Source organism: Shewanella sp. SM73, from assembly GCF_025653795.1.
Classification (GTDB): domain Bacteria; phylum Pseudomonadota; class Gammaproteobacteria; order Enterobacterales; family Shewanellaceae; genus Shewanella; species Shewanella oncorhynchi.
The window spans coordinates 190,612-214,846 of sequence record NZ_JAKKRY010000006.1 but is presented as its reverse complement, the minus strand read 5'-3'; the positions used below and the strand labels follow the sequence as shown (position 1 = coordinate 214,846).

Below are 24,235 nucleotides of genomic sequence, written 5' to 3'. Positions count from 1 at the left end.
GATATTAGGCTATTTTAGTCCGCTTGCATGGCCTTCCAAAACAGTTCAAAACTGGCATCACGGTATGTTTTATCTGTCCCCAAGTGCGGGTTATCGATAAAGAATCGGGTTGCAGCTAGATATTGGCCGTGGCAGTTTTCTAGCATCAATTCCACTGGATAATGGGCGATTAGCCCCATCATTTGTCCCTGCTTAATGAGTTCGCTAATAAAGCCTAAGATGCTATTCATCGCTTGATCGCGCACCTTAGCTGCAATCATGGGTGACATTGAATATTGCTGAAAAAACAGTTGTTTGACAGGGTTATCCAGCGACCAGTCTATCGCACTTTGCCATAGTTGTAGGGCATTGTGTTTAAGATCGCTGCCCTTATGGGTGTTTAACAGTAAGGCATCGGCAAATTCTTGTTTTATGTTAAGAAACAAAGATTCCATCAAGGCTTCCTTAGAAGGGAAGTGATGGAACAAGGTGCCCGTTGCTACACCTGCTTGTTTCGCAATCGAGGCGGTAGACGTGCCATGAAATCCTTGGCTGACAAAGAGCGCTAAAGCAGTATCGAGAATAGCTTGGCGTTTATCAGTCATGGTTTTAATGGGTTGTGCTGTTGATGGTTTATTCAAGATTTATCCCCCAATGACTAGCGCAAAAATAGCTTCATTAAGATGCGCTGGATAAAAGTGCCGTAGGGCGGGTGAACAAATTTGCCTGTGTTGAATCGGCCACGGCTGAGTACCGTTTTAGCGTGGCTGAAGGTCAAAAAGCCTTCCTTGCCATGGTAATGCCCCATGCCCGACGGGCCTATTCCGCCGAAGGGCGCATCGTCGGCGGCGACATGAAACACGGTTTCATTGATACAAACACCGCCAGAATGGGTCTGCTGGAGGATCTTTTGCTGAGTTGGCTCATCGAAACTCATCACATAAAGCGCTAAGGGTCTGGCTCTGTGGTTGATGTACTGAATCGCTTCATCTAAGGAGTCGTAGCCAATGATCGGCAGTAATGGACCAAAGATTTCCTCTTGCATCAATAGCATGTCTTCACTGGTGTGAGTTATCAACTGAGTTGCGAGTTTACGATGTTGGCTATCTATGGCTTCGTCAGTTGCTGAAATAACACGGGCACCTTTTACTTTGGCGTCTTCGAGCACTGTCATCAAGCGGTCAAACTGACGTGTATTAATGATGCTGCCATAGTCCTTATTGTGGTTAATGGTGCCGTACATGGCCTTAAACTTAGCTTGGTAGGCGGCGATAAAGTCATCCACCTTGGCTTTAGGGCAAAGCACATAATCAGGTGCGACACAGATTTGCCCGGCATTCAAACACTTACCGTAAATCATTCGTTCTACTGCTATCTCAAGCGGCATATCGGGGGCGATAATCACAGGGGATTTACCACCCAATTCGAGTGTTACTGGGGTGAGATTATTCGCTGCGGCGCGCATCACATGGCGGCCGACTGTGGTCGAGCCTGTAAAGAGTAAATGATCGAAGGGCAGGGCAGAAAATTGGGCAGCAATGTCCGCCTCACCTTCAACAACCGCCACGTGGGATTCATCGAAGACTTGTGCCAATAACTGTTTGATCACTTGGTTGGTCGCTGGGGTAAATTCAGACATTTTGAGCATGGCATGATTACCCGCGGCAATAGCAGTAACTAGCGGGCCAATTGACAGCATGACGGGGAAATTCCACGGCACGATAATGCCGATCACACCCAAAGGTTGATAATGCACTGTGACTTTGGCGGGTGCGAGTAAGATGCCGGCATGGCGAGCGCTGGGCTTGAGCCATTTTTTGAGGTTTTTCAAGCTGTAATTGATGTTGTTGATGACAGGCATAATGTCTGAGATCAGGCTGTCATCAATCGATCTATGGCCGTAGTCTTGGCTTAAGGCTTCGACTAAGGGTGTTTGAAATTGCAGTATGGCCGCCTTCAGTCGAGTTAATTGCTCCACTCGCGTAGCGTAATTAGGATTCGGCGCCGCTAAATAACTGCTGCGTTGGCGTTGGAGCAACTGAGTCAGTGGCGAAGTATTAAGGTGTTCGGTGGCCATATTCATAGTGGTTGCTCCAAGGGAAATGGTAGGCAGAGTCTTATTCGGTACTTTATTTAAGTAATCGTCTAGATTGAGTCTTTTATTAAATCAGTACCGACTGATTAGTCGGTTTATCCTAGCTTGCTTAGTGAGATGGTGCAAGGTATCTGGTGTATTTTTGAGCAAGATCACGGCTTGTTGTGGCGTTAGCTTTTACACTAAATCAAGGGTTGTTACATAAGGAGTATGTATGGCATTGTTAAAGCACGGAATTTCGATTGGTATTGAGCGTTATGGTGATGATGATTTTTTCGTTACCTTTAAAGCTATCGGTACCTTAACTCATCAAGACTACGAAATGATGGTGCCTGTGTTGGAGTCTGCATTAGCTGGGGTGAAAGATCCTGATATCTTTGCCTTGGTAGATGTCACCGAGTTGGAAGGCTTGGAACTACAGGCCGCTTGGGACGATCTCAAACTTGGGGTGAAGCATATTCGTCATTTCGAGAAAATAGCCATCGTCGGTAAGACGACTTTGCAGGAAGTGTTGGCTAAATTGGCAAACTGGTTTACGCCTGCTGAGGTAAGGTTTTTTGTTGATAATGGCGATGCTGTTGCTTGGCTAAGAGACTAAGGTTGTGAGATGAAGTTTGTGGTCTGCCAATGCGCTAAATCGGGCGTTATAGCAGCACAGTAAAGATTCACCCAGCAATCCATTCGCGCCATAGAAGGAGTACAAATTATGCGTACAGGTCAAATACTCTGGCCCACAGATTTTTCGGAAACTGCGGCCCATGCACTGAGTTATGCCATTGAAATGGCTAATCTATACCACGTAGGGCTAAAAATCTTACATGTGGTTGAACAGCCGATCGGTGATGAAAACTTTATGATTCTATCTATTACCCCTGAAGAGCTTGCTAAAAGCATGGAGGAAGCGGCGGCAACTAAAATGCGAGCACTATTGGATGGATTGAATACTGAGCTTCCTATCACTACCTTGATCCGCCGTGGCGATCCTGTCTATCAAATTTTAGAAGAGGCCAACAGTAAAGACATTGGCATGGTAGTAATTGCTAGCCATGGCCGAACTGGGATTTCGCATTTTTTACACACCAATGTCTCAGAAGCGGTGGCGAATGGTGCAGCTTGTCCTGTGCTTGTGGTTAAGTAACTGGCTTTGACTCTATAAATTCAAAGGGCGCTTATAGCGTCCTTTCTTTTTGATTGATAAAGAATAATTAATTGAAATGGGTACGCAAGAAGCATAGCAAACTGCTATAAAATAGTGGTATTTTGGCCTTAATAATTAGCTTAATTAAAAACTCAAATGATGGATAAGCTTATGCGTACTCAAGAAGTGTTATGCCCTACGGATTTTTCATCCACTGCGGCCCATGCGTTAAAATATGCGGTTGAAATGGCAAATGTTTATCACGTCGATATTCGGTTGTTGCATGTGACTAGCCCTGCCCGTGGCGCCCATTGTTATGGTATTGCGGTCGATATTCCCGCTACATTGGAAAATGAACTCAAAGCTTTCGTTGATGCAAAAATGCAAAGTTTGCAGCAGGAAATGCAGCAGAACCTTACCGAAGGGCTCAATATTAAGTTAGTCGTGCGCCATGGTGATGCTATTGATGAGATTTTAGCGGAAGCCGTTGATGTAGGCATGGTGGTTATCGCTAGTCATGGGAGCAGCGGTTTAGCTGACTTTTTAAAACCCCACGTTACACAGGATATTGTTAAGTACGCTAAGTGCCCTGTGTTGGTGGTGAAATAACACTATGGGATAAGTTTAGTAGGAATCATTTTTGATCATTTTAGGTTCTGTTAACTTAGTCGACGCCTCGGCTTCATTGTCAAATGACATCAGGCGTCGATACTTTTCCTGCAGAGCCACTAAGCTACCATCTTGGGTAATTTGTTTGAGTCCCGCATTAAAATCATCCCGAATTTGTTCACTGAGAAACGCGAACTTGTATTCCGTAGGTGGGAATATTTGGTGGCAAATAGCCTGTTGTTTTAAGTCTTTCTCAGTGAGTTTGCCCTCAAGATAGGCCTGCTTTAAGTAGTATTTGAAAATATTTTTATCCATCACAACGACATCGGCCCTGCGCTTCATCAGCATATAAACCTGCTGCACTTGCCTCGCTTGTTCTTGGTAGCCACTATTGGTCTTAACCATATTGGCAAACTCTTCCCCCAGTAACGATGATGCACGTTGAAAGGCGACGACTTGTTTGTTGTTTAAATCGTTTATGCTATTGATGTTAAAATGATTACTTTCGAGGCTGATGGCGCAGTTTTGGTAGGTTATCGCAACGTTGGAATAAAAAACGTTGTTAATCATTCCTTCTTTGATGTTGATGATGCCATCGAGTTTACCTTCCCTGAGTTCATGGAAAGTGCGCGCCAGTGGTAAGTAGTGGATAGAAGCTGTATGGCCTTTAACGGCGAGGGCTTGGTTAAGCAATTCGAGTTCGATCCCGCTATTTGTTGCTTGGATGACATAGGGTGGGATAGACAGGCTGACGCCTATCTTAATTTCAGCCGCTTGGCTGAGCTGAGCGCCGCATAGGATGAGTAACCCCATCAATTTATAGCGGTTACGACGAGCCACTGAGCTATTTGGCTTATTGAGTTTATGCGCCATAAGTTACCAACACCTCCGCGGTATACACTTGCAACTGTGTTTGATACTCGCCAAGTCATTCCATGACTTTCTTGAGTAAGTGTAGTGTGTCTGTGAACTCAGCACGGCTTTATTTATCAAATACACATTAACGCTTTAACCTATGACAGGCTCAAAAGGATGAGCCCGGTTCAGTCAGAAAAGCAATTTCTTCCGCCGTAGACTCCCTGCCTAAGATAATATTTCTATGTGGATAGCGGCCAAACCTGTCGATAATCGCTTTATGGCGCAGTTCAAACGTTAGGTTTGTTATCGCAGCTTCGCGATTAAACAGTTTTACTGCTACTTGGTGAATGGCTGCCGATTCGCTGTGCATATAGGGCATAAATAGAAAAGGGACTTGTTTGGATTTTAGTGCGGTATCGACCCGTTGGGCAACGGCCTCTTGGGCGAGCACTAAGGCTATCGCATCGGCTTCGAATGCGGCAGGCGTATCGCGGTAAATATTACGGGAGAATTGATCGAGCACTATTATCTCAGCTAATCGACCTTGAGGCGTGATTCGCCAATGTGAAAGTTCCCCCTGTTTGGCTTGAAATAGCACACTTTCGAAGCGTTGTTTGATCTGGATATCAAATTCAACATCTTTAATCCACCAGAGCTTTGGGTCAATGTCTTCAAACCAAAATGTCAGTATTTGGTCTGCTGTGATTGTCTGGCTCATTTTAGCCTTTCTTCATAGGTGTTGAGTGATATTAGAAATAACAGTTGTTGGGGGAGGATGACAAGTCGTTTCGTTTGATTTAAGTGCAGATTTGTTATCTGATGATCTTGTCGCGAACCGTAAGTATTTAGCATTGGCTATTGCCTTATTGACTGAATATAAAGTAGTTTTGATGATAATTACTTTTGTTTCCAGATAGGTCATCCTATGTCACTTTCAATGCCAGCATCCCAACAGGTTTCAAAGCAAAATAAGGCGTTTCTGCGTAAGTTATATTTGGCGCATTTAATGGATGATGACCGCCATAATCTATTATCACTCAATAAGTTAACCGGAATGCCTCGCCGAACTTTACAGGATGCTATCGCAGCTTTTGAGGATATAGGTATTCGAGTCGAGTTTGTGCAGGAAGGCAGCCGTAACAATTCAGGTTATTACCGCATAGTCACCTGGGGGCCAATCAGCAGCGCTTGGGTCGATACCCATCTAAGCGAAATCGCTGAGCTGATAGGATTTTACGATAAGTCAATTTAAACGCTGTTTGTTACCAAGGACGAATTTGAGAACTCTTCAACTATTAGGTTTTATTCTTGCCATTGCAGGCGTCATTTTGGGATATATAACGCTAGCATCTATTGACGGTCAAACATCTGAAGCTTCTGCTGGGGCTGCGGGTTTAGGCATGATTTTTATGGTATTACCAACCTTTGGCTGTTCTGCGTTAATGTTGGTACCTTCTTCTTTAACATTATGCAAATCAGAAGTAAGGCTACGTACCTATTTTAAAGGGAGTTTTTGGTTGAGTCTGTGGAAATTGAATTTAGTTATTTCTGCTGTATATATCCTTGTTACTCTTTATGTGGGCTGTTTATGGCTACAAATCAGCATTGGTCGCTAACGAGTGAATCATCTTGTTCATAATATGTTCATTTTTTATGCTTAACCTTCAACGCGAGTCTCACCCGAGGATATTGCATTCGTTTGCATAGATATTTGAGCATTTTCTCTTCGTTACTCCTTTGCCAATTTTCTGGCCTGACCAGCCTAAACTCCCTATAATCGGCTGCAAATGTCATCACGTTACATAGTGTTCACATCTAAATACCCTACATACTTAAAATAAAAAGGAACCTTGTTCCATGTTAGAAAAACTGTTCAAACTGAAACAAAATCAAACGAGCCTCAAGCAGGAAGCGGTCGCAGGTTTGACAACATTTATGACGATGGCCTACATCATTTTTGTGAACCCAATGATGTTAGCCGATGCGGGCATGGACCATGGTGCTGTATTTGTGGCGACCTGTTTGGCGGCGGCTGTCGGCTGTTTGGTTATGGGTCTGATGGCGAATTATCCCATTGCGCTTGCTCCAGGTATGGGACTTAATGCCTTTTTTACCTACACAGTCGTGGGTGAAATGGGTTACAGCTGGGAGACTGCGTTAGGCGCGGTATTCCTGTCGGGAATTTGCTTTTTAATCTTGTCCTTAGTGCGTATTCGAGAATGGATTGTAAATAGTATTCCCATGTCGTTACGTATCGGTATTGCTGCAGGTATTGGTTTGTTTCTTGCCCTGATTGGCCTTAAGAGCGCCGGTATTGTGGTGGCAAGTCCTGCTACGCTAGTGACGCTGGGCGATATCACGGCATTTCCGGCGGTTATGGCTGTGCTGGGCTTTTTCCTCATTATTGCTATGGTGCAGCGGGGAATGAAGTCGGCGGTGATTGCCAGCATTCTGATTATCACTGGCCTAGGACTAGTGTTTGGTGATGTGCAGTATCAGGGCATTGTATCAATGCCACCTTCAATCGCACCTACATTTATGAAGATGGATTTATCCCAAGTATTTGAAGTAACTATGTTATCAGTCGTTTTTGCCTTCTTATTTGTGGATCTCTTCGATACCTCTGGCACCTTAGTGGCGGTTGCACAGCGCGGTGGTTTTCTCGATGATAAAGGCCGTTTACCACGTCTGAATCGTGCCTTAACCGCTGACAGTTTAGCAACGATTGCGGGGGCGGCTTTTGGCACTTCCACCACGACAAGTTATATCGAAAGTACTGCGGGTGTGAGCGCAGGTGGCCGTACTGGTTTAACGGCCGTTGTGGTGGGATTACTCTTCATTGCTGCGTTATTTTTATCGCCATTGGCGGGGATGATCCCGGCTTATGCGACTGCGGGCACACTGTTTTATGTAGCGATTTTGATGATGTCGGGACTGGTGCATGTCGAATGGGAAGATTTGACTGAAGCCGCGCCTGTGGTGGTTGTGTGTATATTAATGCCGCTAACGTTTTCTATCGCGACGGGCATTGCCTTTGGGATCATCTCATATGCAGCAATCAAATTACTCACAGGTCGCTTTAGCGATCTTAATGTGGGCATTTTAGTATTAGCCGCATTGTTTGTAGCTAAGTTTGTCTATGGTTGATGCTGTCGATTAATTCACCTGTACAGTAAAAACTCGCAGCGTAGATTGTTTACATTTTTTTGAGGGCCATCTAATCGATGGCCCTTTTTAATGCGCGATTCTAAGCAAAAACGAAAATTTATCTCGAGTTAATAACTCCTTGCTACCAATTACTCAGCGGATTAGGTATAAGGATTGTTCGGTTATTTTGTTACAAATGAATAATGAACTTAAGTGAGATTGCGTATCGCCGCGTGGTAGTGAAGTTAGGGACGAGTGTGCTGACCTCTGGCAGTAAACAGCTAGATAAAGCCCACATGGTTGAGCTTGCTCGTCAAATGGCCGCACTGATGAAGTCAGGGGTCGAAGTCGTATTATGCACCTCAGGGGCAATTGCCGCTGGGCGTGAACATCTCCAATACCCGACGCTGCCCGACACTATGGCCAATAAGCAATTGTTAGCCGCTGTCGGGCAAAGTCAGTTGATCCTCGCTTGGGCACAACTCTTTAGTATTTATGGGCTGCATGTGGGCCAATTGCTGCTGACCCGTGCCGATTTGCAGGATAGGGAGCGTTACCTTAACGCCCGCGACACGCTCAATGCCTTGTTGGCGAATAATATTGTGCCGATCATCAATGAAAACGATGCCGTTGCCACCAATGAGATCAAAGTGGGCGATAACGACAATTTATCGGCGCGCGCAGCACTCTTATGCGATGCTGACTTATTGATTTTATTGACGGATCAAAAGGGCTTATTCGATGCCGATCCGCGCACTAACCCGAACGCTAAGTTGATTTCACAGGTGGTGAAGATTGACGATAGTTTGCGTATGTTGGCGGGCGGTTCTGTATCGGGTTTAGGTACGGGTGGTATGTCGACTAAATTGGAAGCGGCGGATATTGCTCGCCGTGCAGGCATTGAAGTGGTTATCGCCTCTGGCCATCACCCTGATGTGATCAAAAAGGTGGTCGCCAAAGAGTCCGTCGGTACTCACTTTAGTGCCATCGAAAACCCGCTCGAAAGCCGCAAACAGTGGATTCTAGCGGGACCTGCGACTCAAGGTTCTTTAGTGCTTGATGCGGGCGCGGTCAAAGCCGTGACTGACAAGGGCCGCAGTCTATTGTCTAAAGGTATCGTAGGCGTTAAAGGTCAGTTTGAACGTGGTGCGACGCTACAATTAGTTGATCAACAAGGTAAAGTGATTGCTAAAGGGATGACACGATACTGTGGCCAAGCCCTGAGTTTGATTGCAGGTAAGCATTCCGACGAGATCGAGTCTGTACTCGGTTACGATTATGGTGACGCAATAGTGCACCGCAACGACATGGTTGTCTTATAAGCGAGGTCTGTTTTGAGCCAAATGAATCAAGATCAGTATTTACAGCAACTTGGCCAAAATGCCAAACAGGCCAGTTATGCTTTAGCCAACTTAACGGCGAGCCAAAAGGCTGACTTACTCGAAGCTATTGCCGATGCGCTGACGGCAAACTCCGCCGCCATTTTAGCCGCTAATGCTAAAGACGTTGCCGCCGCTAAGAACGATGGATTAACTGAGGCGATGATCGACAGACTGTTGCTCGATGATGCGCGTTTAGCGGGCATTATCGGTGATATCAGCGATGTGATCCGCCTTGCTGATCCCGTGGGCGAAGAGTTTGGCAGCAAGTTATTAGATAACGGTTTAAGGCTGACTCGCCGCCGCGTACCGCTGGGCGTGATTGGGGTTATCTACGAGGCGCGCCCGAATGTGACTGTCGATATCGCGGTACTCGCCCTTAAAACGGGTAATGCGGTGATCCTCCGTGGCGGTAAAGAAACCCTTGAATCGAATAAGCTTATCAGCGAAGTGATCCGCGGCGCGATTGTCGCCCAAGGTTTGCCCATAGATGCGGTGCAATTTATTGATTCTTCAGACAGAGCCCTAGTGACAGGTTTACTTAAGCTCGATCAATATGTCGACATGATAGTGCCGCGCGGCGGTCAAGCATTGCAGCGCTTATGTGCTGAGCAAGCGACCATTCCGGTGATCTTAGGTGGCATAGGTATTTGCCACTTGTATGTCGATAAAAATGCCGACCTTGAGCGTGCCTTAGGCGTAATCGCTAATGCCAAAGTGCAGCGTCCAACTGTGTGCAATGCTCTTGATACCTTGCTGGTGGATGAGCGCGTGGCTAGCAGCTTTGTACCGCAAATTGCCGAATATCTGCATCGTCTAGGCGTGCGTTTTTCAGTTTGTGACACAAGTTTTAGTCTGCTGGATGGTTTAGGGTTCGATGTGACGCTTGCTAAGTCTGAGGATTTTGGTATTGAATGGCTGTCATTAACCTTAGGTATTAAAGTCGTGAGCGATATCGATGCCGCCGTTAGTCATATTCGCCAGTATTCTAGCGGCCATTCGGAAGCCATTTTGACCGATGATATTCATGCAGCGGCGCACTTTATGAATGAAGTGAACTCAGCCGCCGTGTATGTGAATGCCAGTACTCGTTTTACCGATGGCGGTCAGTTTGGTCTTGGCGCTGAAGTGGCTGTGAGCACGCAAAAACTGCACGCCCGCGGTCCAATGGGGCTTGAGGCATTAACCACATATAAGTGGTTAGCTTGGGGTGATTACACCAGTCGTGTTTAGCGGTAAATACTGATAAACCCAAAGCCGTTAACGCATTGCGTTGACGGCTTTTTTGTTTGCGGTATCCAACTGAATAGCGACATCAATATGTTTGGCTAACGAGTTTAGCTGCTTATGGTGAGCGGGGTATAAGTAACAAGTAACCAGATACAGAAAAATATCGTCGACATAACGACAGTAAATTTACGAAAGGCCTTGATGTATTCCAAGGTATAAATAAAGTACTTTTCTTGTACTCTGCGAGTGAGTAAAACCGAAGGCAGCATAAAACTGCAATAGAGCATGACTACCATAGTGGTAAAACTGTTTCCCCAGAAATGCTCATAAATAAATAAGGCGATGCAGAGTAGCATGGCGCACCAACTGATAGGGCTGATGCTATTTTCTGGATTCCATTGGGTTGATTTTTCCATCTGACTATCCTTAGTCGATTTGTACCTCAGTACAATTTATAGACGGATATCTCGACTTTATCAAACGCTTTCCACGGTTAGACTCAGTACGCTGGCCAGTTTGTTGCCGTTTGAGCCTTGTTCACCATTTATCCAATATGAGCGCGTACGACTTAAAGTGGAGTGAATTGCTTACTTAACGTTGAATGACTTGTGCTTAATGTGGTCGAGATAGCTTAAAGCATCTAGCTTAAAGTGTCTTGATATCGGCAAATTCGCCTTTGCAAAGCAGGGCTAAGTCTGTGGCCGCTAAGCTTATCTCTAAACCGCGTCTGCCCGCGCTGACATAAATCCTGTCGAAGCCTTGAGCGCTGGCATCAATCAAGGTTGGCAATTGTTTCTTCTGCGCTAAGGGACTAATACCGCCAACCAGATAGCCTGAGGATTTTTGTGCTAGGTCGGCATCGGCCATTTGTAGTTTCTTTTGTCTTAAGCATTTAGCTACGGCTTTTAGATTAAGCTGATGATCGACGGGCACTAGCGCGACGGCAATCGGCGCATGGGCTTTGTCGATGGCAACTAAAAGGGTTTTAAACACTTGTGCGGGTTCGAGCCCTAAGGTGTTAGCGGCTTCTTCGCCGTAGGCGGCGCAGTGTGGATCGTGGCTGTACTCTAAGATATCAAACGCGATCTTGGCTTTTTTAGCCAATCGGACGGCCGGGGTCATTTTATACTCCTTCACAAAACGGGGGATATTAGCGCTTAATCTTGGCTTAAAATGTTAGCCAGCTCTTTTAATTGGCTCATTGCCGTGAGCTAACATTATTTAAGGCTGTTACTCAACGATTATTCCGCTAGCTTTGTGCTTATCTTGTTTTTACGCTCTAAATAACGGGGCAGAAGTTGCTGCAACATCATCCCCGATAAAATAAAGGCTAGGCCGAGATAGGTTGCCATCGCAATCGTTTCTTGCAAAATCCACGCGATAAAACCAATCGACATCACAGGGGATAAAAACACCATAGTGCTGATGTTCGCGGTGCGAGTGGCGGTTTTCAGCGCCATTAACCAGAGCACGAAGGTAATGCCCATCTCAAATAAGCCCACATACATACCTGCAAATATCGCCTTAATACTAAAACTGGGCAGGGTATCTGTCAGCACTAAGGTGACGGCAACAAAAGGTAAGCCGATAAGAAAACTCAATAATAAACTGACCACGGGATCGCCTTGATCTTTAGTGTTGACGATCCAATATAGGCACCAGAGTAAAGTGCTGGTGAGAGCAAGACCGATACCGAGTGGGCTATCAAAACTAAAGCCGCTGATATCGCCGCCGGTGGCAATGATAAATACCCCAGTGTAGGCAATCAGCGCCGCAGCAATGTCGCTCTTACGCAAATGTTGCTTTAACAAAGGCGCGGCAAGTAACGGCAGTAATACCGCCCAAGTGTAATTAAGTGACAACGCTTGCTGCGCTGGCAGTAAGGAATACGCTTTAAATAGCACGACATAGTAGAGGAAGGGATTGATGAGTCCAGTCACCAGATAAAACATGGGGCGGCGTAAAAACTGTTGCTTGAGTAAGGAAAGATTTTTTTGCCAAGCAAGGATTCCGGCAAGGGCAATAATCGACGTGAGCACGGCAACAAACACCAGTTGCAGCGGTGTGTAGTAACTCAAGGCAATCTTAAAGGCCGTGGCCACTGTAGACCAGAGAAAGACCGCCGCCATACCATACACGTACGCTAAATTCGAAGACTTCACTCTGCTACCTTACTAGGATAAACATCCGCCAAATGTGGGCAGATTGAATAACAGCTTTGGTTGATAAGCAAGACTATTTTATGTGATTGGATATTTTATCCCGCTGTAGATGCGAGAAAGATAAATCAGAAAATTTTTTTGTTCGCCCTTGTAATTAAATTCCCTGTCCCAATATAGGTATCAAGGCAGAGAAGGTGGCCAACGATGGACTTGATATTTCAACCGTCTAGCCCCATATCAAAACCAACTAAACAAATTTAGATTGAATGAAATTTTTCGGAGGACCTCATGGGTAAAATTATTGGTATCGACTTAGGCACAACAAACTCTTGTGTAGCTGTCCTCGATGGTGGCAAAGCACGTGTGTTAGAAAACGCTGAAGGCGATCGCACAACCCCGTCAATCATCGCTTATACAGATGATGAAACCATTGTCGGTTCGCCAGCAAAACGTCAAGCTGTGACTAACCCGACTAACACATTCTTCGCGATTAAGCGTTTGATTGGTCGTCGCTTTAAAGATGACGAAGTCCAACGTGACGTGAACATCATGCCATTCAAAATCATTGCAGCCGACAACGGTGATGCATGGGTTGAATCGCGTGGCAACAAGATGGCTCCACCACAAGTTTCTGCAGAAATCTTGAAAAAGATGAAGAAAACCGCAGAAGACTTTTTAGGTGAAGAAGTAACTGAAGCGGTTATTACTGTTCCTGCTTACTTTAACGATTCACAACGTCAAGCGACTAAAGATGCGGGTCGTATCGCAGGTCTTGATGTTAAACGTATTATCAACGAACCAACGGCTGCAGCATTAGCCTACGGTATCGATAAGAAACAAGGCGACAACATTGTTGCAGTATACGATTTAGGTGGTGGTACATTCGATATCTCTATCATCGAAATCGACAGCAACGATGGCGACCAAACATTTGAAGTGTTGGCAACCAACGGTGACACCCACTTAGGTGGTGAAGACTTTGACAACCGTTTGATCAACTACTTAGCTGACGAATTCAAGAAAGAGCAAGGCTTAGATCTGCGTAAAGATCCATTAGCAATGCAACGTCTGAAAGAAGCAGCAGAAAAAGCGAAAATTGAACTTTCAAGCACCAACCACACTGAAGTGAACCTGCCATACATCACGGCAGACGCAACAGGTCCTAAGCATTTAGTGATTAAAATCACTCGTGCTAAATTGGAATCACTGGTTGAAGACTTGATTATCCGTACATTAGAGCCACTAAAAGTTGCCCTGGCTGATGCAGATTTATCTGTAACAGACATCAACGAAGTGATTCTAGTGGGTGGTCAAACACGTATGCCTAAGGTTCAAGAAGCAGTGACAAACTTCTTCGGCAAAGAACCTCGTAAAGACGTGAACCCAGACGAAGCGGTAGCCGTAGGTGCTGCAATTCAAGCGGGCGTACTGTCAGGCGACGTGAAAGACGTATTACTGTTAGACGTAACACCACTGTCTCTGGGTATCGAAACCATGGGCAGCGTGATGACTAAGTTGATTGAAAAGAACACTACTATTCCTACTAAGGCGCAGCAAGTGTTCTCAACAGCCGATGACAACCAAAACGCAGTGACGATTCACGTACTGCAAGGTGAGCGTAAGCAAGCGAGCGCGAACAAGTCATTAGGCCAGTTCAACTTAGACGGTATTGAGCCAGCTCCACGTGGCCAGCCACAAATTGAAGTGATGTTCGACATCGATGCCGATGGTATTCTGCATGTGTCTGCGACAGACAAGAAAACCGGCAAGAAACAAAACATCACCATCAAAGCTTCTTCTGGCTTAAGCGAAGAAGAAGTGGCGCAAATGGTACGTGATGCCGAAGCTCACGCAGATGAAGACAAGAAGTTTGAAGAGTTAGTGCAAGCACGCAACCAAGCTGACGGCTTAGTCCACGCGACTAAGAAACAAGTGGAAGAAGCGGGTGATGCATTGCCAAGCGAAGACAAAGAGAAAATCCAAGCTGCTATGGCCGCTGTTGACACTGCCAGCAAAGGCAATGACAAAGAAGCCATTGAAAAGGCAACTCAAAACTTGATCGAAGCATCTGCTAAGCTGATGGAAATCGCTCAAGTTAAGTCTCAAGCTCAAGGCGGCGACAATGCCGACGCGGGCAAACAGGCTAACGCTGCTGCCGATGACGTTGTCGATGCTGAATTCGAAGAAGTGAAAGACGACAAGAAATAATGACTTGTTTTCAATCAAATAGATTGATTTCAAAGCGTTAATTTCTAGGCGGGCGTTACGGGGCAACCCTAACGCCCGTTTGTTCAACACCAGCTGAGAAGCATGAGATTATGTCAAAGCGAGATTATTACGAAGTATTAGGTGTCAGTCGTGACACCAGCGAACGTGAAATTAAAAAGGCCTACAAACGTCTGGCCATGAAATTTCACCCAGATCGCAACCCAGGCGACAAAACCGCAGAAGCTAACTTTAAAGAAATTAAAGAAGCCTACGAGATCCTAACCGACGCCGACAAAAAAGCGGCCTACGACCAATTTGGTCATGCGGGTGTGGATCCTAATCGCGGTGGCGGTGGTTACGGTGGTGGTCAAGGCGATTTCGGTGATATTTTCGGTGATGTCTTTGGCGATATTTTCGGCGGTGGACGTCGTGGTGGCGGTCAACGCCAAGCGGCCCGCGGCTCAGATTTACGTTACAACCTAGAGTTATCACTGGAAGAAGCCGTTAAAGGCTTAACCAAAGAACTGCGTATCCCAACGCTGGCGACTTGCGATCTATGTGAAGGCAGCCGCGCTAAAAAAGGCACCTCTGCAACCACTTGTGGCACCTGTCATGGTCAAGGCCAAGTCCAAATGCGCCAAGGTTTCTTTGCGGTGCAGCAGCCTTGTCCAACCTGTCATGGCCGCGGTAAGATCATCAAAGATCCTTGCACTAAGTGTCATGGCGATGGCCGTGTTGAAAAGAGCAAAACCTTATCGGTTAAGATCCCAGCCGGCGTTGATACGGGCGACCGTATTCGTTTAGCGGGTGAAGGCGAAGCGGGTGAGTTTGGTGCGCCTCCAGGGGATTTATACGTTCAGGTCAGCGTGCGTGAGCATGCGATTTTCGTCCGTGATGGCAACAACCTTTACTGCGAAGTGCCGATATCCTTCAGTAAAGCGGCCCTAGGCGGTGAGATTGAAGTGCCAACACTGGATGGTAAAGTCAGCCTGAAGATCCCAGCCGAAACGCAAACGGGCCGTATGTTCCGTTTACGTGGCAAAGGCGTCAAGTCGGTTCGCAGCCATGCGGTAGGCGACTTGCTCTGCAAAGTGGTTATGGAAACCCCAGTTAACTTAAACGATCGTCAAAAAGAACTGTTACGCGAATTTGAAGCCACCTTAACTGGTGAGTCGAAAAAACACAGCCCAAAGGCTGAGGGCTTTTTCGATGGCGTGAAAAAGTTCTTTCAAGATCTGAATAGCTAACTTGGTTTCGCTGCTAATGATATTAGTAGCGCGCTAGATGAATAAAGCCCTGCAATGGTTAACCTTGCAGGGCTTTTTTATGTCACAAATCTAGTTTGATATTTCGATTCTTTTTAAAAGAAAAGTCAAAGTCGTGGGGCTTCACCCCACACCCGACCAAGGAGGACTGCTCGTCCTATCCTCCTTGGATGCTCCATGACGCCCCTAACGGAGTTGAAAGCCCCTTGTGCTCATTGTCAAATTTGCTATCGCTTCCGAAGGATGCGTCCCTGCACCTGCGAAAGCTAGTCGGTCATATATGGCCCCATCCGGTTTGCAAGACATTCGATATCAATTTTGAGAAGAGTTCATTGCACCCATATATTCGGCCTGTTATTGAGGTATGCCTCTGGCCCTGATGGATATCTGCTTCTACTGTCCTTATCATCCTTGCGGCTTCATTATGAGCCTATGGCGAGCTAAGGTTTTTAGTAGATCAGTCTGACTGTCTCATCATCAATTCAAGTGTCTTAGCAACTTGCTGGTTGGTTAATTATTAACGTTTATTGAATCTATTCAGCACTATACTGGAAGTCGATATTCTTCGTCATGCGCCGCGATAACCCATGCCATTCTCGCGAGTTTATTGGCGACGGCTACACAGGCTCGGTTAAAACCTCGGCGCTCTGCTAACTGGATTGCCCAGCAACTAAACTTATCTTGCTTATTCTGGCTGTGTTGCAACACCGCTCTGGCGCCGTGGATGAACAGGGTGCGTAAATACGCATTTCCCCGCTTGCTTATTCCAAGAAGGTTATCTTTACCTCCACTGCTGTGTTGTTTGGGAACCAAGCCACACCAAGCTGAAAAGTGTCTGCCATTACTGAAATCTTTACCATCACCTGCGGCGGCATAAAAGGCGGTAGCGGTGACTGGACCAATGCCAGGGATAGTCTCTAAACGCTGGCAAATCACATTGTTTTTAGTTTCTGTGAGCACTTGTGCATCACAACTCTTAAGCCGTTTTTCTATATCACTAAATTCTTCATATAACTGATAAAAAATGGCCCGACCTTTAGTGGTCAGTGTATTGGCTTCATCCGCTAAAATATCTGGGAACTGTACTTTAAAAGCCGATTTACTTTTGGTCATCACAATGCCGTATTCTGCTAGCATCCCTCTGACTTGATTGATTAAGGCGGTTGATTGTTTAGTTAATCGTTCCCGCATACGGTGGAGCAGTTGCACATCTTGCTGCTCGACGCTTTTGGGTTTTACAAACCGCATGTTGGGCCGCTGCGCAGCCTCGGCAATGGCTAGCGCATCGTTGTAGTCATTTTTATTACCTTGCCGAAAAGGTACTACAAATTGAGGAGCAATTAACTTGACGCTGTGGCCCAACAGCTCAAATTCTCTGGCCCAATAATTTGCCCCACCACAGGCTTCCATCACAATCAGACACGGCTCAATTTGAGCAAGAAAGGGAAGTAAGTCCTTGCGTCTAAGCATTTTCTTTTTGATTAACTTACCCGCTTTATCGACGCCAACAGCATGAAAAACAGACTTTGCGATATCTAAACCGATTGTAGTAATCTTCATAGGTGGACCCGTCCTCTTTCTGATGAGTTTTAGCGACTACATCGTGGCCCATTGCGAGGCCGATTAAAAGTGGATGGGTCCATTCCATTATCCATGGCAAGACTCACGCAATTTGTCTATTCGCCCTGCGGCAACTCCGAGGGGATGGTGTATTCCTTGGATCTTGGTGTTATTTAACGATGGCTTGTTGAATTTAATGATGAGGTTAGCTTCTCAATCAGTAATGAATCTCTGTAGTAAATTGAGGCGGCACTAAATAAGGCATCCCAATTTTCATATATAGTGTTTAGTTTGATGTGGTTATTCCACTCTGTAGACTTTAGAGCGTCAGCGTTAAAGTTTGGGATTTTCGCTGCAATTACTAGCTCTTCAAATGTTAAGAAGTTAGAACAACCTTTAAGGAATTCTGAAGTAAGGATATTTGAGAGCATACAACTCATAGGCTTATCTTTGTCGAGACGAATTTGATTAATGCAGGGGTTACATATAAGAAATAAATCCTGCCGAATTACAATAAAGTTCTTTCTATCGTAAGAGGAAAATGATCTCTTGCAGTGTTGACATTGGTGTGAAAATTCACCTAGTGGTGAGACGACTAACCCGATTTCATTAAGTATTGACTGACAAGAGTTGCATACAAAACCTGAGTGTCCTAGAAGGTCAACTTTAAATTTTTCTGATTGATAGTTGATAAATGTATTACATCTTGCACAGATACAATTGGACTTTGAGGAGTAGTGAAAAATTATCCAGATAAGTGTAATTAATGGGCCTACTATGGTTAATAGTGTTGTTAGCACATTATTCATCTATTTGACCTAATATGACAAAATATCTGATATATCGATAAGCATACCCTATGGTGGGAAATAGAAGAAATCTTATATCTTATGAGCCGAAGACATTTTTATTGGCTATCGAATAATATCGTGGGTGATGCCCCACGACGTTGATTTTGATTTTGATTTGGATTTAAAAATCCAAACGAAGTTTGGAGATAGGGTATGCGTGAGCCATCAATGATGATCAATGGCTCTTTTGAGAAGTTACTCTTCTGTATTAGTAAATGCGGCTTCTACTTTCTCTAACTCTTGCTCGGTTTTCAGCTGAAACGCTTGCTGCTTTTTAAGTTTGGCTTCTTCTTCAAGAGCGGCTTCTCTTTGTTTAAATTCGTGTCTCTCTGGTTTAGTTAGAAACTTAAACGCGAGCTTGTTGCCCAGCACGTAGGCGACCACGTCTTCGCCTTTTGTGCGGCGTTCATCGACGCGTTGTGAAAAACGGGCGTTATCGCGGGCTTTACGTTCTTCGGCATTTAACTTACTCATAATCTTTTCTCCTCATTTAGTTAATCACGGTAGTGTTCCACTACGTTCAGTTAAACAAATGAGTTGTGTTGCACATTCATAAAGCTGATTGGGCGGGATTCTACCATAAGCGCTCACGAAAGCTGTGGGATTAAAATCTACCATCCCATCACCTGCGTTAACTTTGCGCACATAAGAAAGATGCGGCTAGAGTCTCTTTTAAGATAAACCATGAACACCGAAGTGACAGGCATTCACCTATTCCTGCGAACTGGCCGTTAGACATGAACCTTGTCGGCAGGGGAGATCCAAGAGGAGATTGCAGTTGATTCTCTTTAGGTCGGCTATTGATTTGACCTTTGGTTTAGAAATTCAAACGAAGTTTCAAACTAGACTTTCTTAGTGGCGTAACGCAAATGCCGTAACTGTATTGTTGCAAACCGTACCGTTACAAACCGTACCGTTGCAAACTGGTCAAGGCTTGCGTAAAAGCCGAAACAACATTGGTATTCAAAGGCAACTCTCAGTAAACTTTCGCTCCCATGTTTTGATCCGGTGCTGTGATGACCTTTCCCGAGCTTTCTTCTTCCCCTGAGTCGTTAACTTTTGCTGAGCTTGGCATAAATTCGGCGTTACTAAAGGCCTTGCCTGCAAGTCTTAAACATCCGACAAAGGTGCAGCAACTCTCGATTCCGGCCATTCTTGCAGGACGGGATTTGTTAGCCTTAGCACAAACTGGTAGCGGGAAAACCTTAGCCTTTGGTTTGCCACTCCTACAACAAATTTTGTTGCAACAGCAAACACAGTTGCAGGGCACAAAGTCTGTACAGCCTCCAAATGCACTGGCGTTAGTGCTGGTGCCAACACGGGAATTAGCGCTGCAAGTGACTGAGGCGCTGCAAACAGTGGCGAGTCAGTTATCGACTTCGTTGAACATTCAGCTTCTGTGTGGTGGAGTCGCGCTGGAAGACCAATTAGCCGAACTTGCAGCCAAGCCGCAGGTGTTAGTGGCAACCCCTGGACGTTTACTGGACTTATGCAAACAGTCCCACGTCAGCCTCGATTCGATAAAACATCTTGTGCTGGATGAGGCTGACCGTCTGTTGGAAATGGGGTTTTGGCCCGATGTGCAAAAGCTGATGGCGTTTATGCCTAAGCTTAAGCAAACCTCGTTGTTTTCTGCCACCTTGCCCGAGGCTTTGGATACATTGGCGGGCAAGCTACTGGTGAATAAGCCGCTGCGGGTCGAAGCTCACAAGGTGAATTCAGTGGCTGGTGAAATCGAAGAACAACTCTATTTAGTCAACAAGGGCAGCAAAGCACAGGCATTGATTGCTCTGTTAAAACAGTATCAATGGCCGCAGGTGTTGGTGTTTATCAGCGCCCGCGATGATGCCGATGCCGTCGCTAAACGGCTCGCTAAAGCGGGGATGAAAGTTGCCGCGCTGCACGGTGAAAAAGAGCAAACCGTTCGCAGCCAAACCTTGGCCGACTTTAAAGCCAATCGTATCCAAGTATTAGTGGCGACAGATTTGATGGCGCGCGGCATTCATGTTGATGCCTTGCCTGTCGTCATCAATTTGGATTTGCCCATGAGTGCGCCTGTATACGTGCACCGCATTGGCCGCACCGCGCGCGCTGGCGAAAAAGGGCTGGCGATTTCCCTCGTGTGCCACGGTGAAATGGCGACCTTAACGGCGATCCGTAGTTTAACCGCGCGAGAGTTACCGCTGGCATTATTGGCTGACTTTCCGGTAACGGATAAGCCGAGTGAAAATACCAGTGATGGCACCACTGAGAGCAAAGTTGAGCGTAAGCGACCACCACGGGATAAACAGGCGAATCGCCGTAGCATCAATAAGCACAGCGCCAAAGAGTTTAAAGGTAAGCGCTGAGCTTGAAGCTATTCATAGCGTTCAAGTTTGGCGTGCCACAATCACTAAACAGATAACAGAATAAAGCGCATTGGCCGCTGTTATCACTTTCGCTCTGGGTGTAACTTAGTGACTTATTTACATTAAGGAGCTAAGTCATGGGATCGACATTGGCGTTAAGCAAAGCACTTCATAAAGTGGTGAATAACGGTTTAACGACCGAGCACTTTGTACTTAGGCCATTCCAGCGAGCGGATCTTGAGGCTTTTACCGCCTATCGAGCCGACCCTAAGGTCGCCAAATATCAAAGCTGGACGGATTACCGCTATAGCGATGCACTCGCGTTGTTCGAGAAGATGGATTATGCACAATTTGGTGCGGTTGGTACTTGGTTTCAGCTTGCAATTGTCACTGTCGCATCGGGAACTACACCAACCCAATTAGTTGGCGATCTGGCGCTGCAATTTATTGATGAGCAGCAGGTGGAAATTGGCTTTACGATTGCGCCTGAGCATCAAGGTAAACATATTGCTTTTGAGGCCGTCAGCGCATTGCTGGATTACCTCTTTATTGAATTGCATAAGCATAGAGTTATTGCCATCACCGATGCACAAAATCTTGCCTGCTGTCGCTTACTCGAAAAACTCCGCTTTAGGCGCGAAGCCCATTATGTGAAAAACATCTTCTTTAAAGGTGCGTGGGGCGATGAGTTCGTCTATGCCTTGTTAAAGGAGGAGTATTAATTCCTTTTAGGTGCAAAGTATCGCTAACGCGCGCCGCCAGTGTTTCTCTATTTGGCTTATCTTGTCTATCTCAGTAAAATCTTTCCATTAGTTGAGCCCGTGTTGGCTCAAAGATCTTCACGCCCGTCATGGGATTTAAGGAGTGCCACATGAAATCAATGCGTTTAGGCTTAGTGGGTATGGCGGTCGCGCTCGGATTATCGGCCTGTGCGACCACGCAATCGCCAACGGGGCGAGGGCAGACCTTGTTGTATTCAGCGGCGCAAATGCAGCAGATGGGCGATTCCTCCTTCGAGGAAATGAAAAAACAGCAAAAAGTGAGTAGTGATAAAAAGCTGACGCAATACGTCAATTGTGTCGCTAATCGTATTACCGCAGTGCTGCCGGACCAAACCCAGCGCTGGGATCTGGTTTTGTTTGACTCTGAACAAGTTAATGCTTTTGCTCTGCCGGGTGGGCATATTGGGGTTTATACCGGATTGCTTAAGGTCGCTAAGGGACCTGATCAGCTTGCTACTGTGCTCGGTCACGAAGTCGCGCATGTGTTGGCGCAACATGGTAACGAGCAGGTTTCCCGTGGACAGTTAACGGGCGTTGGAATGCAGATTGCCGATGCAGCGCTAGGGGCGAGTGGTGTGTCGAATCGCGACTTATATATGTCGGCATTGGGACTCGGTGCTCAGGTAGGGGTCATTCTTCCCTTTGGCCGTGCCCAAGAGAGCGAAGCCGATATCATGGGCGTAGAGTTAATGGCTCGAGCGGGTTTCAATCCGGCTCAGAGTGTTGAGTTATGGCAGAATATGTCGAAGGTGGGCGGTAGCCAAGGGCCGGAGTTATTATCGACCCATCCATCGAACAGTAATCGCATTGCTCAGCTACAACAATTGCAAGCACAGATGCAGCCACTTTATGCCAGTGCTAAAGCGCAGGTGAAGAATCAATGTGTGGCGCCGAAATAAGCTGAAATCTATTTAAGATCTAAGTGCCCGTTTGGTGAGTGTTCGCTGTCGTTTGCGCAGAGATACGTGTCCTTAACCTATTTATGCTTTTGGATAAATACGCAATAAGTGTGTAAAAAAGCCTCCTTAGTTAAATAAGCAGTCAGTTTATCAGCATAGCTCGCTGAACTATGGTAAACTGGCGCGCAAAATTCCACTGATAATTGAGAGTCGTTAATTATGTCTGATAAATTCAGTACTGTTGAACAGCAAGCAAGCTACGGTGTAGGCCGTCAAATGGGTGAGCAACTGGCCGCCAATTCTTTTGATGGCGTGGATATTCCAGCCGTTCAAGCGGGTTTAGCCGATGCGTTTGCCGGTTTAGAAAGTGCTGTGTCTATGCAAGATCTGCAAGTTGCTTTCACTGAAATTAGCGGTCGTATTCAAGCTGCTCAAGAGCAAGCTGCTGCTGCTGCGTCTGCTGAAGGCGATGCCTTCTTAGCTGAAAATGCTAAGCGTGATGGCGTGACTGTGACTGACTCTGGTCTGCAGTTCGAAGTATTAGTCCAAGGTGACGGTGCTACTCCAACTTACGAAGATACTGTTCGTACTCACTACCATGGTTCTTTCATCAATGGTGATGTGTTCGACAGCTCTGTAGTTCGTGGCCAACCTGCTGAGTTCCCAGTTTCTGGCGTTATCGCTGGCTGGACTGAAGCACTGCAACTGATGCCAGTAGGCACTAAGTTGAAATTATTTGTGCCACATCACTTAGCTTACGGTGAGCGTGGCGCGGGGGCATCGATTCCTCCTTATTCAACTTTGGTATTCGAAGTTGAATTATTAGATATCATCTAATATTGAAAAAACGCCTAAGCCTGTCTTAGGCGTTTTCTTATGGAATACAAAGAAAGGTTGAGGAGATTGAAATGAGTGGACAAGTGAGAGTGGCAATCGTCGGTGCCGGTGGTCGTATGGGACGCACTCTTATTGAAGCGGCCTACAATCACGACCATATTTTACTGGGTGCCGCCATTGAGCGTGCAGGCTCAAGTTTAGTGGGTGTGGATGCGGGTGAGTTAGCTGGTGTGGGTAAATTAAACGTCATGATCATGGATTCGCTCGATTATGCGACTGATGATTTTGATGTGTTGATCGATTTCACCGCGCCAGACGCCAGTATTGTCCATTTAGATTGGTGTGTTCGCCATAAGAAAGCCATGGTGATTGGCACAACGGGTTTCAATCATGCTCAAAAAGAACAGATCAATGCCTTTGCCGAGCAAACGCCGGTCGTGATGGCGCCGAATATGTCTGTGGGTGTCAATTTGATGTGGAAATTACTCGAACTGGCTGCCGAAGTCATGGGTGATTACACGGATATCGAAATTATCGAAGGCCACCACAGACACAAAAAAGATGCGCCGTCGGGCACAGCCCTGAAAATGGGTGAAGTGATTGCTAAGACTTTAGGTCGCGATCTTGAAAAATGTGCCGTATATGGCCGCGAAGGGATCACGGGTGAACGTGACCGTGAAACTATCGGTTTTGCGACTATTCGTGCCGGTGATTTAGTTGGTGAACATACGGCCATGTTTGCCGATATCGGTGAGCGTTTAGAGATCACCCATAAAGCTTCGAGTCGTATGACCTTTGCTAATGGTGCTATGCGTGCCGCTCACTGGCTCGTGGAGCAAAAGCCGGGCTTGTATGATATGCAGCAGGTTTTAGGTTTGCATTAATATT

24 protein-coding genes are annotated in these 24,235 nt (G+C 46.0%); 15 read left to right on the top strand and 9 right to left on the bottom strand.

Features of this window, described 5'->3' with window-relative positions:
• Window positions 1–14: 14 nt before the first annotated feature.
• On the bottom strand, window positions 15–620 hold the full coding sequence (locus L5M51_RS11285; RefSeq protein ID WP_263172737.1) for a TetR/AcrR family transcriptional regulator: 606 nt from the start codon (window positions 618–620) through the stop codon (window positions 15–17).
• Window positions 621–637: 17 nt separating this feature from the next.
• Window positions 638–2,062, bottom strand: a complete 1,425-nt coding sequence (locus L5M51_RS11280; protein ID WP_263172733.1) for a coniferyl aldehyde dehydrogenase — start codon at window positions 2,060–2,062, stop codon at window positions 638–640.
• Between the two features lie 226 nt (window positions 2,063–2,288).
• Between L5M51_RS11280 and L5M51_RS11275 the strand changes: the two genes are divergently transcribed.
• The 3 genes from L5M51_RS11275 to L5M51_RS11265 all read left to right on the top strand — a co-directional run bounded on the left by L5M51_RS11275 (window position 2,289) and on the right by L5M51_RS11265 (window position 3,821).
• Window positions 2,289–2,672, top strand: coding sequence for an STAS/SEC14 domain-containing protein (locus L5M51_RS11275; RefSeq protein WP_028761699.1), 384 nt, complete (start codon window positions 2,289–2,291; stop codon window positions 2,670–2,672).
• 108 nt (window positions 2,673–2,780) lie between these two features.
• A complete protein-coding gene (locus L5M51_RS11270; protein ID WP_028761700.1) occupies window positions 2,781–3,212 on the top strand; it encodes a universal stress protein in 432 nt (143 codons plus the stop codon).
• A 171-nt stretch (window positions 3,213–3,383) separates the two neighbouring features.
• On the top strand, window positions 3,384–3,821 hold the full coding sequence (locus L5M51_RS11265; protein ID WP_219251157.1) for a universal stress protein: 438 nt from the start codon (window positions 3,384–3,386) through the stop codon (window positions 3,819–3,821).
• Window positions 3,822–3,836: 15 nt separating this feature from the next.
• On the opposite strand, the gene L5M51_RS11260 is transcribed toward L5M51_RS11265, so the two are convergent.
• Window positions 3,837–4,694 (bottom strand): substrate-binding periplasmic protein, encoded by an 858-nt coding sequence (locus tag L5M51_RS11260; RefSeq protein WP_263172731.1) that lies wholly within the window; start codon window positions 4,692–4,694, stop codon window positions 3,837–3,839.
• Between the two features lie 151 nt (window positions 4,695–4,845).
• Window positions 4,846–5,397: a DUF924 family protein gene (locus tag L5M51_RS11255; protein WP_263172730.1), complete on the bottom strand. Its 552-nt coding sequence runs from the start codon at window positions 5,395–5,397 to the stop codon at window positions 4,846–4,848.
• Window positions 5,398–5,604: 207 nt separating this feature from the next.
• On the opposite strand from L5M51_RS11255, the gene L5M51_RS11250 reads away from it, so the two are divergent.
• From L5M51_RS11250 to L5M51_RS11230, 5 genes are all read left to right on the top strand, one after another.
• Window positions 5,605–5,931 (top strand): winged helix-turn-helix domain-containing protein, encoded by a 327-nt coding sequence (locus tag L5M51_RS11250; protein WP_113941178.1) that lies wholly within the window; start codon window positions 5,605–5,607, stop codon window positions 5,929–5,931.
• A 25-nt stretch (window positions 5,932–5,956) separates the two neighbouring features.
• A complete protein-coding gene (locus L5M51_RS11245) occupies window positions 5,957–6,295 on the top strand; it encodes a carbon starvation protein CstA (RefSeq protein WP_198571788.1) in 339 nt (112 codons plus the stop codon).
• A gap of 241 nt (window positions 6,296–6,536) precedes the next feature.
• Window positions 6,537–7,826, top strand: a complete 1,290-nt coding sequence (locus L5M51_RS11240; protein ID WP_131523194.1) for an NCS2 family permease — start codon at window positions 6,537–6,539, stop codon at window positions 7,824–7,826.
• A 203-nt stretch (window positions 7,827–8,029) separates the two neighbouring features.
• A complete protein-coding gene (gene proB, locus L5M51_RS11235) occupies window positions 8,030–9,148 on the top strand; it encodes a glutamate 5-kinase (RefSeq protein ID WP_105251651.1) in 1,119 nt (372 codons plus the stop codon).
• 12 nt (window positions 9,149–9,160) lie between these two features.
• Window positions 9,161–10,438 carry a glutamate-5-semialdehyde dehydrogenase gene (locus L5M51_RS11230; protein WP_168822721.1) on the top strand — a complete coding sequence of 426 codons (1,278 nt, stop codon included), beginning with the start codon at window positions 9,161–9,163 and terminating at the stop codon, window positions 10,436–10,438.
• 104 nt (window positions 10,439–10,542) lie between these two features.
• Here L5M51_RS11230 and L5M51_RS11225 read toward each other — a convergent pair whose 3' ends face one another.
• From L5M51_RS11225 to L5M51_RS11215, 3 genes are all read right to left on the bottom strand, one after another.
• Window positions 10,543–10,851: a hypothetical protein gene (locus L5M51_RS11225; protein WP_212599364.1), complete on the bottom strand. Its 309-nt coding sequence runs from the start codon at window positions 10,849–10,851 to the stop codon at window positions 10,543–10,545.
• Between the two features lie 229 nt (window positions 10,852–11,080).
• The gene (ybaK, locus tag L5M51_RS11220; protein WP_028759489.1) at window positions 11,081–11,557 is read right to left on the bottom strand and encodes a Cys-tRNA(Pro) deacylase; all 477 of its coding nucleotides are present in this window, start codon (window positions 11,555–11,557) and stop codon (window positions 11,081–11,083) included.
• A 119-nt stretch (window positions 11,558–11,676) separates the two neighbouring features.
• The gene (locus tag L5M51_RS11215) at window positions 11,677–12,597 is read right to left on the bottom strand and encodes a DMT family transporter (protein WP_263148816.1); all 921 of its coding nucleotides are present in this window, start codon (window positions 12,595–12,597) and stop codon (window positions 11,677–11,679) included.
• Window positions 12,598–12,885: 288 nt separating this feature from the next.
• Between L5M51_RS11215 and dnaK the strand changes: the two genes are divergently transcribed.
• On the top strand, window positions 12,886–14,805 hold the full coding sequence (gene dnaK, locus L5M51_RS11210; RefSeq protein WP_263172727.1) for a molecular chaperone DnaK: 1,920 nt from the start codon (window positions 12,886–12,888) through the stop codon (window positions 14,803–14,805).
• A gap of 110 nt (window positions 14,806–14,915) precedes the next feature.
• A complete protein-coding gene (dnaJ, locus tag L5M51_RS11205) occupies window positions 14,916–16,052 on the top strand; it encodes a molecular chaperone DnaJ (RefSeq protein WP_263172725.1) in 1,137 nt (378 codons plus the stop codon).
• A gap of 561 nt (window positions 16,053–16,613) precedes the next feature.
• Here dnaJ and L5M51_RS11200 read toward each other — a convergent pair.
• Complete coding sequence (locus tag L5M51_RS11200; RefSeq protein ID WP_106649633.1) at window positions 16,614–17,630, bottom strand: IS110 family transposase; 1,017 nt, start codon at window positions 17,628–17,630, stop codon at window positions 16,614–16,616.
• 1,046 nt (window positions 17,631–18,676) lie between these two features.
• Window positions 18,677–18,955, bottom strand: coding sequence for a DNA polymerase III subunit epsilon (locus tag L5M51_RS11195; protein WP_263172723.1), 279 nt, complete (start codon window positions 18,953–18,955; stop codon window positions 18,677–18,679).
• 542 nt (window positions 18,956–19,497) lie between these two features.
• On the opposite strand from L5M51_RS11195, the gene L5M51_RS11190 reads away from it, so the two are divergent.
• The 5 genes from L5M51_RS11190 to dapB all read left to right on the top strand — a co-directional run bounded on the left by L5M51_RS11190 (window position 19,498) and on the right by dapB (window position 24,231).
• Window positions 19,498–20,829, top strand: coding sequence for a DEAD/DEAH box helicase (locus L5M51_RS11190; RefSeq protein WP_263172721.1), 1,332 nt, complete (start codon window positions 19,498–19,500; stop codon window positions 20,827–20,829).
• Window positions 20,830–20,966: 137 nt separating this feature from the next.
• Window positions 20,967–21,551: a GNAT family N-acetyltransferase gene (locus tag L5M51_RS11185; protein ID WP_263172719.1), complete on the top strand. Its 585-nt coding sequence runs from the start codon at window positions 20,967–20,969 to the stop codon at window positions 21,549–21,551.
• Window positions 21,552–21,700: 149 nt separating this feature from the next.
• A complete protein-coding gene (locus L5M51_RS11180; RefSeq protein WP_263172717.1) occupies window positions 21,701–22,510 on the top strand; it encodes a M48 family metallopeptidase in 810 nt (269 codons plus the stop codon).
• A gap of 219 nt (window positions 22,511–22,729) precedes the next feature.
• The gene (locus L5M51_RS11175; protein ID WP_006083907.1) at window positions 22,730–23,347 is read left to right on the top strand and encodes an FKBP-type peptidyl-prolyl cis-trans isomerase; all 618 of its coding nucleotides are present in this window, start codon (window positions 22,730–22,732) and stop codon (window positions 23,345–23,347) included.
• Window positions 23,348–23,418: 71 nt separating this feature from the next.
• Window positions 23,419–24,231: a 4-hydroxy-tetrahydrodipicolinate reductase gene (dapB, locus tag L5M51_RS11170; RefSeq protein WP_105251661.1), complete on the top strand. Its 813-nt coding sequence runs from the start codon at window positions 23,419–23,421 to the stop codon at window positions 24,229–24,231.
• Window positions 24,232–24,235: the final 4 nt, after the last annotated feature.

What these genes read in the sequence shown, in the direction of transcription:
- L5M51_RS11280 (WP_263172733.1), bottom strand. Translation starts at nt 2,062, where the DNA reads ATGAATATGGCCACCGAACACCTTAATACTTCGCCACTGACTCAGTTG.
- L5M51_RS11275 (WP_028761699.1), top strand. Translation starts at nt 2,289, where the DNA reads ATGGCATTGTTAAAGCACGGAATTTCGATTGGTATTGAGCGTTATGGT.
- L5M51_RS11270 (WP_028761700.1), top strand. Translation starts at nt 2,781, where the DNA reads ATGCGTACAGGTCAAATACTCTGGCCCACAGATTTTTCGGAAACTGCG.
- L5M51_RS11265 (WP_219251157.1), top strand. Translation starts at nt 3,384, where the DNA reads ATGCGTACTCAAGAAGTGTTATGCCCTACGGATTTTTCATCCACTGCG.
- L5M51_RS11260 (WP_263172731.1), bottom strand. Translation starts at nt 4,694, where the DNA reads ATGGCGCATAAACTCAATAAGCCAAATAGCTCAGTGGCTCGTCGTAAC.
- L5M51_RS11255 (WP_263172730.1), bottom strand. Translation starts at nt 5,397, where the DNA reads ATGAGCCAGACAATCACAGCAGACCAAATACTGACATTTTGGTTTGAA.
- L5M51_RS11250 (WP_113941178.1), top strand. Translation starts at nt 5,605, where the DNA reads ATGTCACTTTCAATGCCAGCATCCCAACAGGTTTCAAAGCAAAATAAG.
- L5M51_RS11240 (WP_131523194.1), top strand. Translation starts at nt 6,537, where the DNA reads ATGTTAGAAAAACTGTTCAAACTGAAACAAAATCAAACGAGCCTCAAG.
- proB (WP_105251651.1), top strand. Translation starts at nt 8,030, where the DNA reads ATGAACTTAAGTGAGATTGCGTATCGCCGCGTGGTAGTGAAGTTAGGG.
- L5M51_RS11225 (WP_212599364.1), bottom strand. Translation starts at nt 10,851, where the DNA reads ATGGAAAAATCAACCCAATGGAATCCAGAAAATAGCATCAGCCCTATC.
- ybaK (WP_028759489.1), bottom strand. Translation starts at nt 11,557, where the DNA reads ATGACCCCGGCCGTCCGATTGGCTAAAAAAGCCAAGATCGCGTTTGAT.
- dnaK (WP_263172727.1), top strand. Translation starts at nt 12,886, where the DNA reads ATGGGTAAAATTATTGGTATCGACTTAGGCACAACAAACTCTTGTGTA.
- dnaJ (WP_263172725.1), top strand. Translation starts at nt 14,916, where the DNA reads ATGTCAAAGCGAGATTATTACGAAGTATTAGGTGTCAGTCGTGACACC.
- L5M51_RS11200 (WP_106649633.1), bottom strand. Translation starts at nt 17,630, where the DNA reads ATGAAGATTACTACAATCGGTTTAGATATCGCAAAGTCTGTTTTTCAT.
- L5M51_RS11195 (WP_263172723.1), bottom strand. Translation starts at nt 18,955, where the DNA reads ATGAGTAAGTTAAATGCCGAAGAACGTAAAGCCCGCGATAACGCCCGT.
- L5M51_RS11190 (WP_263172721.1), top strand. Translation starts at nt 19,498, where the DNA reads ATGACCTTTCCCGAGCTTTCTTCTTCCCCTGAGTCGTTAACTTTTGCT.
- L5M51_RS11185 (WP_263172719.1), top strand. Translation starts at nt 20,967, where the DNA reads ATGGGATCGACATTGGCGTTAAGCAAAGCACTTCATAAAGTGGTGAAT.
- L5M51_RS11180 (WP_263172717.1), top strand. Translation starts at nt 21,701, where the DNA reads ATGAAATCAATGCGTTTAGGCTTAGTGGGTATGGCGGTCGCGCTCGGA.
- L5M51_RS11175 (WP_006083907.1), top strand. Translation starts at nt 22,730, where the DNA reads ATGTCTGATAAATTCAGTACTGTTGAACAGCAAGCAAGCTACGGTGTA.
- dapB (WP_105251661.1), top strand. Translation starts at nt 23,419, where the DNA reads ATGAGTGGACAAGTGAGAGTGGCAATCGTCGGTGCCGGTGGTCGTATG.